Below are 12,606 nucleotides of genomic sequence, written 5' to 3' on the forward strand. Positions count from 1 at the left end.
ACTCAGAGTTAAGTGACGATAGCCTAGGAGATACACCTGTACCCATGCCGAACACAGAAGTTAAGCCCTAGAACGCCGGAAGTAGTTGGGGGTTGCCCCCTGTGAGATATGGAAGTCGCTTAGCTCGAGGGAGTTTAGCTCAGCTGGGAGAGCATCTGCCTTACAAGCAGAGGGTCAGCGGTTCGATCCCGTTAACTCCCATAGGTCCCGTAGTGTAGCGGTTATCACGTCGCCCTGTCACGGCGAAGATCGCGGGTTCGATTCCCGTCGGGACCGTAATAACGAAAGTTATTTGACTCGTTAGCTCAGTTGGTAGAGCAATTGACTTTTAATCAATGGGTCACTGGTTCGAGCCCAGTACGGGTCATATTTGCGGGTTTGGCGGAATTGGCAGACGCACCAGATTTAGGATCTGGCGCTTAACGGCGTGGGGGTTCAAGTCCCTTAACCCGCATAATAGAAATCAGCCGGCTTAGCTCAGTTGGTAGAGCATCTGATTTGTAATCAGAGGGTCGCGTGTTCAAGTCATGTAGCCGGCATTTTTTTTAATATAAACCAGAGTCGATGCGAACGTAGTTCAGTGGTAGAACACCACCTTGCCAAGGTGGGGGTCGCGGGTTCGAATCCCGTCGTTCGCTTATAGAGGCCGGGGTGGCGGAACTGGCAGACGCACAGGACTTAAAATCCTGCGATTGGTAACGATCGTACCGGTTCGATTCCGGTCCTCGGCATATATTGAAGAGCACCCTTAGCTCAACTGGATAGAGTACCTGACTACGAATCAGGCGGTTAGAGGTTCGACTCCTCTAGGGTGCATTAACAATTTAATTCGGGAAGTAGCTCAGCTTGGTAGAGTACTTGGTTTGGGACCAAGGTGTCGCAGGTTCGAATCCTGTCTTCCCGATTGATGGCGGTGTAGCTCAGCTGGCTAGAGCGTCCGGTTCATACCCGGGAGGTCGGGGGTTCGATCCCCTTCGCCGCTATAATGATCTTGTTGGACCTTTAGCTCAGCTGGTTAGAGCTCTCGGCTCATAACCGAGTGGTCGTAGGTTCAAGTCCTACAAGGTCCATTGGAATGATGGAGGATTACCCAAGTCCGGCTGAAGGGAACGGTCTTGAAAACCGTCAGGCGTGTAAAAGCGTGCGTGGGTTCGAATCCCACATCCTCCTTTATTTATTATTAACGCGGGATGGAGCAGCTCGGTAGCTCGTCGGGCTCATAACCCGAAGGTCGTAGGTTCAAATCCTGCTCCCGCAATTTTGGCTCGGTAGCTCAGTTGGTAGAGCAATGGATTGAAGCTCCATGTGTCGGCGGTTCGATTCCGTCTCGCGCCATTTTTTTAATATGATACTATGCGGGTGTAGTTTAGTGGTAAAACTACAGCCTTCCAAGCTGTTGTCGCGAGTTCGATTCTCGTCACCCGCTTTGAACTTTGTTCAAGTACCAAGTTTTTAACTTGGGCGCGTAGCTCAGGTGGTTAGAGCGCACGCCTGATAAGCGTGAGGTCGGTGGTTCGAGTCCACTCGTGCCCATTAATAGGAGAATTACTCAAGAGGCTGAAGAGGACGGTTTGCTAAATCGTTAGGTCGGGTAACTGGCGCAAGGGTTCGAATCCCTTATTCTCCGTAATTAAAGAGCTTTATAGCTCTTTTTTTATTGCCTTAGTCTTATATTATTCTTTTTATAACTCTTAAACATTTGATATAATGTAAGTGAAATCACTACAATAATTAGATAACGATAAAGGAGTTTGTTATGGAAGAAAAGGGTATTTTAGGAGTCTTGCTAGTTCTATTCATGAGTCTTTTTATGTTTGGCTGTAGTAATCATAGCTCTGAAAATTCTAATCAGGGACTTAGTTTATCAACAACTGTTAGTCAATCAAATATTAATGAACAAACTTCCGTAGAATCTAAGAAAAATTTTAAAGAATTCTACAAGCCAGTTTTTGATAATTATCAAAAAATACTTTCTACACCGAAGGATGTAAATGCAATCTCTGATCTCTATAAGAGTTTACAAGGCACTGAACGCCCTATCAATAGTTGGTCTCTTGAAAATGCGGTTTTTCAATCAGATAAGATGAGTTATGCTTATGCGGATCTTAATCAAGATGGTGTAGAGGAATTATTAATAGGCGTTGAGCAATCTAATGGTGATTATTTTATTTCGGGTCTTTATTATCTTGTAAATGAGAAACCGATACTTTTAGCAGAAGGCTTTGTAGCCGGCCATGGTGGTGCTAGAAATTCTATGAATATTTATAAGGGTGGTGATATCCTGGAATTAAGTTGGTCCTCTGGAACAGGAGAAGGTAGAGGAGTACTCTATCATCTGAATTTAAACCAGCAAGCTGCAAGTAAACTGCAAGAACAGGATATTCGAGTTCCTGGGAATAAAAGTTTGCACTCTGACTTTGGTAAGACAGAAACAGAATTAATGAACTTCAAGCAACTAGATTGGCAGAAATTTGAAAGCTCTACTAGCAGCAAGAATATTTCGAGTGAAGAACAAAAAGCTCCTTGGAATGCTAGCAAGTCTGCTAAATTAGAAGCCTTCATAAAAGGGTGGGGAGAAAGACTAGGACAGCCCAATTACCAAAAGGGGATCGCAGGGGGAGATGTGGGGGCTGACCACCTCTATACACTTAGGGATGATGGACCAAGTGAGAAAATGAATGCTGAGTACTCGGATACAGGTCTAGGAAATGCCCAGTACCGAATAGTAGAGCGTTATAGTAATTGGGATAAATACCCAGATGTGCATAGTTACTTCTTTGCGATAACTAACACAGGAGAAACGATTGTTTTTCATTCACCAACGACAAATGGTGGAATCATGTACTTAAAACCGACAGAAAATACAGAAATCCAAGCGGAGTTTAAACGTTTGGTGGAAGAAGAATAATCAATCATAATGGAGAGTTTGGCCTTAGCCAAACTCTTTTTCTTATATATGATTTCAAATCAAAATTGTTGACAGATGTAATTTCTAGCATTACAATATTATATTAATGATTACACTCTTATAAAAAGTGAGATAAGGATCTTAGCTTTTAAGGAGATGGTGAGGAAGAATATGATTGAATACAAACATGTAGCCTTGCGCTACACGGATAAGGACATTTTAAAAGATGTCAATCTCCGCATTGAAAATGGAGAATTCATGGTGCTAGTGGGTCCTTCAGGATCTGGAAAGACCACCATGATCAAGATGGTGAACCGTCTCTTGGAGCCGACTGATGGCAATATCTACATGGATGGAAAACGGATCAAGGACTATGATGAACGGGAGTTACGTCTTTCTACTGGTTATGTTTTGCAGGCCATTGCTCTCTTTCCAAATCTAACTGTCGCTGAGAATATTGCACTGATTCCTGAGATGAAGGGCTGGAGTAAGGAACAAATAGCCTCTAAAACAGAAGAACTCTTAGACAAGGTGGGTCTGCCTGCTGCAGAGTATGCAAAGCGCATGCCTAGTGAGTTATCGGGTGGGGAGCAACAACGGATTGGGATTGTGCGGGCCATCATTGCAGAACCAAAAATCTTACTGATGGATGAGCCTTTCTCTGCTCTCGATGCAATTTCTCGCAAGCATTTGCAGGCTCTGACTAAAAAATTGCACAAAGAGTTTGGTATGACCACTATCTTCGTTACTCATGATACAGACGAAGCCTTGAAATTAGGCGATCGGATTGCTGTTTTACAGGATGGAGAAATACGCCAGGTTGCAGAACCTAAAACAATTCTACAAGCACCTGCGACAGACTTTGTAGCAAACTTGTTTGGAGGTGATCTTCATGTCTAATTTCATTTCAACCTTTCAGGAGCGATTTAGTGAATGGGTAACAGCTCTGGGACAACACTTACAATTATCTCTTTTGACCTTATTGGTCGCTATTTTTCTGACCATCCCACTTGCGGTTTATCTAAATGGTCACAAAAAAGCAGCGACCTGGGTGCTACAAGTTGCAGGTATCTTCCAGACTATTCCTTCAATGGCCTTGTTGGGGCTCTTTATTCCTTTGATGGGGATTGGAACCTTACCAGCACTCACAGCCCTTGTCATTTACGCTATTTTCCCGATTTTAGAAAATACAATCACAGCCCTGAATGGCATTGATCCTAGTCTTGAGGAGGCAGGAATTGCTTTTGGAATGACCAAGTGGGAGCGACTCAAGAAGTTTGAAATTCCACTTGCCATGCCTGTCATTGTATCGGGGGTTCGAACAGCGACCGTCATGATCATTGGGACAGCGACTCTAGCAGCTCTTGTTGGAGCTGGAGGATTGGGCTCCTTTATCCTTTTGGGAATTGATCGTCGGAATGCTAGTCTCATTTTAATCGGCGCAATCTCATCAGCCATTTTGGCCATTCTCTTTAATAGCATTCTCAAATGGTTGGAAAAGGCAAAGTTGCGTACGATTGTTTCGACCTTTGCTGTCATGGTCCTTGGTTTGGGAGTTAGTTATGTTCCAAGCATCATCCCACATAATGAGAAAGACAATCTCGTCATTGCTGGGAAGTTAGGACCTGAACCTGAGATTCTCATGAATATGTATAAACTTCTCATCGAGGAAAATACGGATATGACGGTGACGGTTAAACCCAATTTTGGGAAGACAGATTTTCTTTACCAAGCGCTGAAAAAAGGGGATATTGATATCTATCCAGAATTTTCTGGAACAGTGACAGAGAGTCTCCTCCAACCATCTCCAGAAGTTGGACATGACCCAGAAAAGGTTTACGAGGTGGCTCGTGATGGCATTGCCAAACAGGATCAGCTAGCCTTTCTTAAACCCATGGCTTATCAAAATACTTATGCTATAGCAGTTCCTAAAAAAATTGCGCAAGAATATGGGCTTAAGACGATTTCAGACTTGAAAAAAGTAGAAGGACAACTCAAGGCGGGATTCACTCTGGAGTTTAATGACCGTGAGGATGGAAACAAGGGCTTGCAGTCTGTTTATGGATTGAATCTCAATGTGGCAACTATGGAGCCAGCTCTTCGCTACCAAGCCATCCAGTCAGGGGACATTCAAATTACAGATGCTTACTCAACAGATGCTGAAATTGCTCGCTATGATTTAGTGGTTTTGGAGGATGATAAACAACTCTTCCCTCCATACCAAGGCGCTCCACTCATGAAAGCTAAATTACTCGAAAAACATCCTGAGTTGGAAGCAGTCCTTAATAAACTAGCTGGTAAAATCACCGAGAGCCAGATGAGTCAGCTCAACTATCAGGTTGGTGTGGAAGGCCAATCAGCTGAAGAAGTGGCGCGTGAGTTTCTAGTCCAGGAAGGATTGCTGAAGAAGTAAAGTCTAGTTAGCTTTAGCTACGAATTTGTTCAAATAAGTTAGAATGATAAACCCATCTTGCTTTTGTGCAGGATGGGTTTTTGTGTAAGTTTAAGTCAAGAAATAAATACAATTAGCTAATCTAATAGAATTAAAAGTGTAAGAACTAGAGTAGTTTTTTTTCAGACTTCATCTCAATAACATCTAAGTAAAATCTCACTACTTGATCTTCCTTATAAGATTTCCTCTTTTTCAGCCACCAGGTCAATGTTTCGATAAAGTTAGTTACTACAAAATGCTTGAGGTAGGAAGCAGGAATTTTAGGATAGGAAACTTTCAAGTCCTCTGCGACCATGGGATAAACATGGTGTTCCAATTCTTTCTGCAATTGACGAAGGAAGTAGTCATTTTTTGAGAAAAGAAGACTGGTCACGTGGTCTTGATTTTTCTTAAAATGCAAAAAAATATGTGTCAAATATGCTTCGATGCTAATATTTTCCTCGCGTTCAAAAAGATGGTGAAAGAGATAGCGGCAAAGCTCGTCTAGGAGTAATTCTTTACTTTCATAATGGCTATAAAAGGTGGAACGACCAACATCTGCTAGGTCTATTATCTCCTGAACGGTGATTGTTTCAAAGTTTTTTTGATTTAGTAATTGCAAAAAAGCAGCATAGATGGCTTTTCGAGTCTTGGTAATGCGACGATCTTGAGTACTCATATGGACAATTTGAACAAACTGTTCAGTAACGTACATAGCGAACAGTTAGCCCCTATCCTTTCTTTTTGGAATGAGAGATAATACTAGTAAAGATAATAATTATACTACTACTATTATACCAAAGGAGAATAAAAAAATGACAACAAATCGTGCTGTTTGGCTGGCTTTTTTCTTAAATCTAAGCTTTGCCATTGTTGAATTTATCGCAGGTGGAGTATTTGGTTCGAGTGCTGTTCTTGCTGACTCTGTTCATGACTTGGGAGATGCAATCGCAATTGGGCTATCAGCCTTTCTAGAAACAATCTCCAATCGTGAAGAGGATAGTCATTACACCTTGGGCTACAAACGATTTAGCCTCCTAGGAGCTTTGATAACGGCTGTGATTCTTATGACAGGATCTGTACTTGTCATTTTGGAAAATATCACAAAAATGTTTCATCCACAACCTGTTAATGATAAGGGCATCCTCTGGCTTGGAATCATTGCGGTTACTATAAATGTGTTAGCAAGTTTAGTGGTTCGTAAAGGAAAAACAAAGAATGAATCTATTCTTAGCCTGCATTTTCTAGAAGATACTCTGGGCTGGCTGGCTGTTATCCTGATGGCAATTATTCTCCGATTTACAGACTGGTATATTTTAGATCCGCTCTTATCTCTTGTCATTTCTTTCTTTATTCTATCAAAAGCCATTCCACGTTTTTGGTCTACTCTCAAGATTTTCTTGGATGCTGTGCCAGAAGGAGTAGATATCAAGCAAGTCAAGAGTCGCCTAGAGCAATTGGAATATGTTGCTAGTGTCAATCAGCTCAATCTCTGGACTATGGATGGTTTGGAGAAAAATGCCATTATCCATGTTTGCCTCGAGAATGTCAAACATATGGAAGTTTGTAAAGAATCCATTCGAGACTTACTCAAAGATTGTGGTTTTCAAAATATTACCATTGAGGTAGATGCAGACTTAGCAAGTCACCAAATCCATAAGCGCAATATGGCAGAGCTAGAAGGAAGCTATGATCACGATCATCATCATTGATGAGGCGTAGTATAAGTGAGCAAAAGATTCATAAAAAGTGTATACTTGAAGTAAGTTAGATACAGAGAGGTAAATGTTTATGAAATCAGCAGTTTACACAAAAGCAGGTCAGGTTGGCATTGAGGTAATCAAACGTCCAAGCATTCAAGAAGCGGATGATGTGATTATCCGTGTGGTTCGTGCCTGCGTATGTGGTTCAGACTTATGGAGTTACCGAAATCCAGATATTAAAGCGGGACATAAAAATAGTGGACACGAAGCGATTGGAATCGTTGAAGAAACTGGAGAAGCCATCACAACGGTCAAGCCAGGTGACTTTGTCATCGCGCCTTTCACTCATGGTTGTGGAGAGTGTGATGCCTGTCGTGCTGGTTATGATGGGACTTGTGACCGCCATATTGGCACCAACTGGTCAGGTGGTGTCCAGGCTGAGTATATCCGTTTCCATTTTGCCAATTGGGCACTTGTAAAAATCCCTGGACAACCGTCCGATTATACAGAAGGGATGCTTAAATCCCTCTTGACTCTGGCTGATGTCATGCCGACTGGCTATCATGCAGCGCGTGTGGCTAATGTGCAAAAAGGCGACAAGGTTGTCGTTATTGGGGATGGGGCTGTTGGCCAATGTGCTGTCATTGCGGCTAAGATGCGTGGAGCTTCACAAATTATCCTTATGAGTCGTCACGAAGATCGACAACAAATGGCCTTGGAATCAGGAGCGACAGCTATTGTAGCTGAGCGAGGAGAAGAAGGCATTGCCAAGGTGCGTGAAATTCTTGGCGGTGGAGCAGATGCAGCACTTGAGTGTGTTGGTACTGAGGCGGCTGTTGAGCAGGCTCTGGGTGTCCTTCATAATGGCGGTCGTATGGGAATTGTTGGTGTGCCTCACTATAATAACCGTGCCCTTGGTTCGACCTTTGCTCAGAATATTTCTGTTGCGGGTGGAGCAGCTTCTGCAACAACATACGATAAGCAGTTCTTGCTCAAAGCAGTTCTTGATGGTGATATCAATCCAGGTCGTGTCTTTACTTCAAGCTATAAACTGAAAGATATCGACCAAGCTTACAAGGCTATGGATGAACGCAAGACTATCAAGTCTATGATTGTGATGGATTAAAAAAAAAAAAAGAAAAACCTAATAGGATTTGAGAATCTTTATTAGGATTTTTTATGTTCAGTTGTTGTGCTTAATGCAAGGTACTTTCTCTTAAAGTTAGTTTGGTTCCTAGCATAGTAAGGCTTGGAATTTTACGCCCATGAAGAACTTCTCTGTTTAAAATATCCATTCCTGTACGTCCCATTTCTTCGGTGTAGACTGAGATACTGGAAAGGGGTGGGAACACTTGCTTGGTTAGAATGGTATCATTAAAGGAAATAATGCTCACGCGCTCTGGTATGCTGATGCTGGCTTCTTGAAGGGCGCGAAGGGCACCGATTGCCAAACTATCACTAGCTGCAAAAAAGGCTTGTGGAAGTTTATCTCCTAATTTTTCGATAGCCTCTTTCATCAAGTCATATCCAGATTGAGCAGTAAATAGACCTTGGAAAATGAATTTCTCGTTATAAATTCCTTTTTCTTGTGTATAGGATTTAAAGTAACCTAAGCGTTTGTCTGCGATGACTTCTTCTTGGTCAGTAGTCGTTTCAAGACCGGATAAGATACCAATCTTCTTAATCCCGTGGTCTGTAAAGTAATCCACTACCTGTCTAACAGCATTATTAAAATCTGTAATGACACAGGTGTGTCCCAAGGCTATGGTGTCACTATCTAGAAAAACTAGAGGTTTTTGATATTCTTCAAATGATGCAATCTGTGCTTGGCTAAATTTTCCAATACAAAGAATTCCAATAACTTCTTCGCTAAGCGTAAAAGGTTGATCATTGAAATAGCGTAAGATTTCGTAATCTAATTCTTGTGCCCTATTTTCGATTCCTAGTCGAATCTGGTAGTAGTAGAGGTCTTCCAACTCACCTTGTTCGCTGACCCACTGGATAATGGCAATCTTTTGTTTCAGTTTGTGACTTTCGCCTGTTTTGAGATGTTTGGTATAACCTAGTTCTTCGGCGACAGTTAAAATACGATGTCGGGTTTCTTCTGTGACAGATAGACTCTGATCGCGATTGAGGACACGGGATACAGTTGCGATTGAAACAGAGGCTAACTGAGCAATATCTTTGAGTGTAGCCATAATTCCCCTCCTTTTTAAGTTATTATATCATATTTTTCTATCTTTTTACTCATAGTTTAGTAAAATATCGGTAAAAATGTTGACCAAAGCAAAACCCTTGGGTACAATAGAAGAAAACGATTACAAGGTAAACTTTTTTACCTAAAAAATTGTCAAAGGAGAATTCATATGACACAACATCTTACTGCTGATGCACTTCGCAAGGACTTTCTTGCTGTTTTTGGTCAAGAAGCAGATCAAACCTTCTTCTCACCAGGCCGTATCAACTTGATTGGGGAGCATACTGACTATAATGGTGGCCATGTTTTCCCAGCTGCTATTTCACTAGGAACTTATGGAGCAGCACGCAAGCGTGATGACCAAGTTTTGCGTTTCTACTCCGCAAACTTTGAGGACAAAGGCATTATCGAAGTACCTCTAGCTGACCTTAAGTTTGAGAAAGAGCACAACTGGACCAACTATCCAAAAGGTGTCCTTCATTTCTTGCAAGAAGCTGGTCATGTGATTGATAAAGGGTTTGATTTCTATGTCTATGGGAATATCCCAAATGGTGCCGGTTTGTCTTCATCTGCATCCTTAGAGCTTTTGACAGGTGTCGTGGCAGAATACCTCTTTGACCTAAAATTGGACCGTCTAGATTTAGTAAAAATCGGGAAATTGACAGAGAATAACTTTATCGGTGTTAACTCTGGTATCATGGACCAATTTGCTATTGGTATGGGGGCAGACCAACGTGCTATTTATCTGGATACAAATAGTTTAGAATATGACTTGGTCCCCCTTGATTTGAAGGACAATGTTGTTGTTATCATGAACACTAACAAACGCCGTGAACTTGCGGATTCTAAGTACAATGAACGTCGTGCTGAATGTGAAAAAGCAGTAGAAGAACTCCAAGTGGCCTTAAATATTCAAACCTTGGGTGAATTGGATGAATGGGCTTTTGATGAATATAGCTACCTCATCAAAGACGAAAATCGCTTGAAACGTGCGCGCCATGCCGTTCTTGAGAATCAACGTACCCTTAAAGCACAAGCGGCTCTTCAAGCAGGAGATTTAGACAAGTTTGGTCGTTTGATGAATGCATCTCATGTTTCACTGGAGCATGACTACGAAGTAACTGGCTTGGAATTAGATACCCTTGTTCATACAGCTTGGGCTCAAGAAGGTGTTCTCGGTGCTCGTATGACAGGAGCAGGTTTTGGTGGTTGTGCAATTGCCTTGGTTCAAAAGGATGCTGTTGAGTCCTTTAAAGAAGCTGTAGGCAAGCACTATGAAGAAATCGTTGGCTACGCTCCAAGTTTCTATATCGCTGAAGTGGCAGGTGGAACTCGCATCCTTGAATAGTCAGAAGGAGGTTTTCTAGTGACCTTAGTAGAAAATTTTGTGACCAAAGTCATTGAAGAAAGTAGCTTTGAAGAGTTGGATCGGATTTATCTGACCAATCGTGTTTTAGCACTGGTGGGAGATGGAGTTCTTGAAGTTGAGATTGACCAAGATGATTTGATTGAACTAAAAGATCAGCTTGTCGAGGAAGCCGTTCGATTGGAAACAATTGAAGATAGTCAGACTGCGCGTGAGATTCTCGGTGCTGACCTCATGGACTTGGTAACGCCTTGTCCAAGTCAGGTTAATCGTGATTTTTGGGATACCTATGCTCAGTCACCAGAGCAGGCAATTGCGGATTTCTACCAACTCAGTCAGAAGAATGATTACATCAAACTGAAGGCTATCGCAAAGAATATTGCTTATCGTGTACCATCTGACTACGGTGAACTAGAGATTACCATCAATCTCTCTAAGCCTGAAAAGGATCCAAAAGAGATAGCGGCAGCTAAGTTGGTCAAGTCGAGCAACTATCCTCAATGTCAGCTCTGTATGGAAAATGAAGGATACCATGGTCGTGTCAATCATCCAGCTAGAAGCAATCACCGGATTATTCGTTTTGATATTTCTGGGCAGGAGTGGGGCTTCCAGTATTCGCCTTACGCTTACTTTAATGAGCACTGTATTTTCCTAGACAGCAAACATCGTCCTATGGCTATTAGTCGCCAAAGTTTTGAACGTTTGTTAGCGATTGTGGAGCAGTTTCCAGGCTACTTTGCTGGTTCGAATGCAGACTTACCAATCGTGGGTGGTTCCATCCTGACCCATGATCATTATCAAGGTGGTTGTCATGTTTTCCCAATGGAAGTGGCTCCTATTCAGAAAAACTTTACCTTTGAAGGTTTTGAAACTGTCAAAGCAGGAATTGTCCATTGGCCTATGTCTGTGATTCGACTAACTTCAGATTCTAAAGAGGATTTGACAGAACTAGCGGATAAAATCTTGCTGGCTTGGCGTCAATACTCAGATCCAAGTGTACAGGTCTTGGCAGAAAGTAATGGAACACTGCATCACACTATCACACCGATTGCGCGTAAAAGAGATGGACAGTTTGAGTTGGATTTGGTCTTGCGGGACAATCAAACATCTCCAGAGCATCCAGATGGCATCTATCATCCCCACAAGGATGTCCAACATATCAAGAAGGAAAATATCGGCTTGATAGAGGTCATGGGCTTGGCAATTTTGCCACCACGCTTGAAGGAAGAAGTGGAGCAAGTAGCAGCTTATCTAGTCGGAGAGGATGTTTCAGTAGCAGATTATCACCAAGAATGGGCAGATGAGTTGAAAGAATCCCATCCTGGATTGACTGACAAAGTCCAAGCACTTGAAATCGTTCAAGAGTCTGTTGGAAAAATATTTGCACGAGTTTTGGAAGATGCAGGAGTTTACAAGCAAACAGAAGAAGGACAAGCAGCCTTTATGCGCTTTGTGGAGCAGGTTGGTATTTTGCCCGAATAAGTGCTTCTCTCTTGCGTAGAGTCTTGAAAAGTAGTATCATAGTGTCGTTTGAAATATCAGGAGGAACGTATGAAAGATTTTCACTTTGACGCTATATCTGCCTTTGAAAATTACGAAATTGAAAAAATGAGAGACGGTCACGTGGTGGTAACAACAAAAGTAGTGGACTCTTCACTCAACTACTATGGAAATGCCCATGGAGGCTATCTATTTACCCTATGTGACCAAATCAGTGGACTTGTGGTGATTTCGCTAGGATTAGACGGGGTGACACTCCAGTCTTCCATCAATTATCTGAAAGCTGGAAATCTAGGAGATGTTCTCACTATCAAAGGAGAATGTGTCCACCAAGGACGTACCACTTGTGTCGTCGATGTTGACATCATCAACCAAGATGGCCGAAATGTCTGCAAGGCAACCTTCACCATGTTTGTCACCGGACAACGGTCTGAAGATAGACAGGTGAGGATATAGGAAACAAAAAAAGAGGCAGATGCCTCTTTTTTTATTACTTTTCCA

The 12,606-nt window shown here is 42.2% G+C and carries 10 protein-coding genes, 17 tRNA genes and 1 rRNA gene; 26 read left to right on the forward strand and 2 right to left on the reverse strand.

Features of this window, described 5'->3' with window-relative positions:
- Window positions 1–8 precede the first annotated feature (8 nt).
- The 21 genes from rrf (at window position 9) to ACWPUA_RS00105 (ending at window position 5,321) form a co-directional block, all read left to right on the forward strand.
- Window positions 9–124, forward strand: a 5S ribosomal RNA gene (gene rrf, locus ACWPUA_RS00005).
- A 4-nt stretch (window positions 125–128) separates the two neighbouring features.
- A tRNA-Val gene (locus ACWPUA_RS00010) sits at window positions 129–201 on the forward strand.
- Window positions 202–203: 2 nt separating this feature from the next.
- A tRNA-Asp gene (locus ACWPUA_RS00015) sits at window positions 204–276 on the forward strand.
- A gap of 18 nt (window positions 277–294) precedes the next feature.
- Window positions 295–367: transfer RNA gene (locus ACWPUA_RS00020), tRNA-Lys, on the forward strand.
- A gap of 5 nt (window positions 368–372) precedes the next feature.
- Window positions 373–454 (forward strand) — tRNA-Leu (locus ACWPUA_RS00025).
- Window positions 455–466: 12 nt separating this feature from the next.
- Window positions 467–539 (forward strand) — tRNA-Thr (locus ACWPUA_RS00030).
- A 27-nt stretch (window positions 540–566) separates the two neighbouring features.
- Window positions 567–638: transfer RNA gene (locus ACWPUA_RS00035), tRNA-Gly, on the forward strand.
- Window positions 639–645: 7 nt separating this feature from the next.
- A tRNA-Leu gene (locus ACWPUA_RS00040) sits at window positions 646–731 on the forward strand.
- Between the two features lie 11 nt (window positions 732–742).
- A tRNA-Arg gene (locus ACWPUA_RS00045) sits at window positions 743–816 on the forward strand.
- A gap of 14 nt (window positions 817–830) precedes the next feature.
- Window positions 831–904, forward strand: a tRNA-Pro gene (locus ACWPUA_RS00050).
- Between the two features lie 5 nt (window positions 905–909).
- Window positions 910–983 (forward strand) — tRNA-Met (locus ACWPUA_RS00055).
- A gap of 13 nt (window positions 984–996) precedes the next feature.
- A tRNA-Ile gene (locus tag ACWPUA_RS00060) sits at window positions 997–1,070 on the forward strand.
- Between the two features lie 10 nt (window positions 1,071–1,080).
- Window positions 1,081–1,170: transfer RNA gene (locus ACWPUA_RS00065), tRNA-Ser, on the forward strand.
- Between the two features lie 14 nt (window positions 1,171–1,184).
- Window positions 1,185–1,258 (forward strand) — tRNA-Met (locus tag ACWPUA_RS00070).
- A gap of 4 nt (window positions 1,259–1,262) precedes the next feature.
- Window positions 1,263–1,335: transfer RNA gene (locus tag ACWPUA_RS00075), tRNA-Phe, on the forward strand.
- 20 nt (window positions 1,336–1,355) lie between these two features.
- A tRNA-Gly gene (locus ACWPUA_RS00080) sits at window positions 1,356–1,426 on the forward strand.
- Between the two features lie 33 nt (window positions 1,427–1,459).
- Window positions 1,460–1,533 (forward strand) — tRNA-Ile (locus tag ACWPUA_RS00085).
- A gap of 6 nt (window positions 1,534–1,539) precedes the next feature.
- A tRNA-Ser gene (locus ACWPUA_RS00090) sits at window positions 1,540–1,627 on the forward strand.
- A gap of 129 nt (window positions 1,628–1,756) precedes the next feature.
- On the forward strand, window positions 1,757–2,908 hold the full coding sequence (locus tag ACWPUA_RS00095; protein ID WP_454378404.1) for a DUF4767 domain-containing protein: 1,152 nt from the start codon (window positions 1,757–1,759) through the stop codon (window positions 2,906–2,908).
- A gap of 171 nt (window positions 2,909–3,079) precedes the next feature.
- The gene (locus tag ACWPUA_RS00100; RefSeq protein WP_454378406.1) at window positions 3,080–3,808 is read left to right on the forward strand and encodes an ABC transporter ATP-binding protein; all 729 of its coding nucleotides are present in this window, start codon (window positions 3,080–3,082) and stop codon (window positions 3,806–3,808) included.
- Window positions 3,801–5,321 (forward strand): ABC transporter permease/substrate-binding protein, encoded by a 1,521-nt coding sequence (locus ACWPUA_RS00105; RefSeq protein ID WP_454378408.1) that lies wholly within the window; start codon window positions 3,801–3,803, stop codon window positions 5,319–5,321. The genes ACWPUA_RS00100 and ACWPUA_RS00105 overlap by 8 nt, the downstream gene beginning before the upstream one ends.
- Before the next feature lie 145 nt (window positions 5,322–5,466).
- Here the strand turns inward: ACWPUA_RS00105 and ACWPUA_RS00110 are convergent, their stop codons facing one another.
- Entirely contained in the window at window positions 5,467–6,018 is a 552-nt protein-coding gene (locus ACWPUA_RS00110; protein WP_454378826.1) for a TetR/AcrR family transcriptional regulator, read from the reverse strand.
- 136 nt (window positions 6,019–6,154) lie between these two features.
- Between ACWPUA_RS00110 and ACWPUA_RS00115 the strand changes: the two genes are divergently transcribed.
- Window positions 6,155–7,051, forward strand: coding sequence for a cation diffusion facilitator family transporter (locus ACWPUA_RS00115; protein ID WP_223332530.1), 897 nt, complete (start codon window positions 6,155–6,157; stop codon window positions 7,049–7,051).
- A gap of 79 nt (window positions 7,052–7,130) precedes the next feature.
- Window positions 7,131–8,168 (forward strand): zinc-binding dehydrogenase, encoded by a 1,038-nt coding sequence (locus tag ACWPUA_RS00120; RefSeq protein WP_454378411.1) that lies wholly within the window; start codon window positions 7,131–7,133, stop codon window positions 8,166–8,168.
- 70 nt (window positions 8,169–8,238) lie between these two features.
- On the opposite strand, the gene ACWPUA_RS00125 is transcribed toward ACWPUA_RS00120, so the two are convergent.
- A complete protein-coding gene (locus tag ACWPUA_RS00125; protein ID WP_006152752.1) occupies window positions 8,239–9,240 on the reverse strand; it encodes a LacI family DNA-binding transcriptional regulator in 1,002 nt (333 codons plus the stop codon).
- A 168-nt stretch (window positions 9,241–9,408) separates the two neighbouring features.
- On the opposite strand from ACWPUA_RS00125, the gene ACWPUA_RS00130 reads away from it, so the two are divergent.
- The 3 genes from ACWPUA_RS00130 to ACWPUA_RS00140 all read left to right on the forward strand — a co-directional run bounded on the left by ACWPUA_RS00130 (window position 9,409) and on the right by ACWPUA_RS00140 (window position 12,561).
- Window positions 9,409–10,587, forward strand: coding sequence for a galactokinase (locus ACWPUA_RS00130; RefSeq protein WP_004251504.1), 1,179 nt, complete (start codon window positions 9,409–9,411; stop codon window positions 10,585–10,587).
- 18 nt (window positions 10,588–10,605) lie between these two features.
- Window positions 10,606–12,087, forward strand: a complete 1,482-nt coding sequence (locus tag ACWPUA_RS00135) for a UDP-glucose--hexose-1-phosphate uridylyltransferase (RefSeq protein WP_454378414.1) — start codon at window positions 10,606–10,608, stop codon at window positions 12,085–12,087.
- 69 nt (window positions 12,088–12,156) lie between these two features.
- Window positions 12,157–12,561, forward strand: coding sequence for a PaaI family thioesterase (locus ACWPUA_RS00140; protein ID WP_006152721.1), 405 nt, complete (start codon window positions 12,157–12,159; stop codon window positions 12,559–12,561).
- The last annotated feature ends 45 nt before the right edge of the window (window positions 12,562–12,606 follow it).

Source organism: Streptococcus sp. Marseille-Q6504 (genome assembly GCF_965111625.1).

Bases quoted from the DNA above. Each gene is read 5' to 3' on its own strand.
- ACWPUA_RS00095 (WP_454378404.1), top strand. From the start codon at position 1,757: ATGGAAGAAAAGGGTATTTTAGGAGTCTTGCTAGTTCTATTCATGAGT.
- ACWPUA_RS00100 (WP_454378406.1), top strand. From the start codon at position 3,080: ATGATTGAATACAAACATGTAGCCTTGCGCTACACGGATAAGGACATT.
- ACWPUA_RS00105 (WP_454378408.1), top strand. From the start codon at position 3,801: ATGTCTAATTTCATTTCAACCTTTCAGGAGCGATTTAGTGAATGGGTA.
- ACWPUA_RS00110 (WP_454378826.1), bottom strand. From the start codon at position 6,018: ATGAGTACTCAAGATCGTCGCATTACCAAGACTCGAAAAGCCATCTAT.
- ACWPUA_RS00115 (WP_223332530.1), top strand. From the start codon at position 6,155: ATGACAACAAATCGTGCTGTTTGGCTGGCTTTTTTCTTAAATCTAAGC.
- ACWPUA_RS00120 (WP_454378411.1), top strand. From the start codon at position 7,131: ATGAAATCAGCAGTTTACACAAAAGCAGGTCAGGTTGGCATTGAGGTA.
- ACWPUA_RS00125 (WP_006152752.1), bottom strand. From the start codon at position 9,240: ATGGCTACACTCAAAGATATTGCTCAGTTAGCCTCTGTTTCAATCGCA.
- ACWPUA_RS00130 (WP_004251504.1), top strand. From the start codon at position 9,409: ATGACACAACATCTTACTGCTGATGCACTTCGCAAGGACTTTCTTGCT.
- ACWPUA_RS00140 (WP_006152721.1), top strand. From the start codon at position 12,157: ATGAAAGATTTTCACTTTGACGCTATATCTGCCTTTGAAAATTACGAA.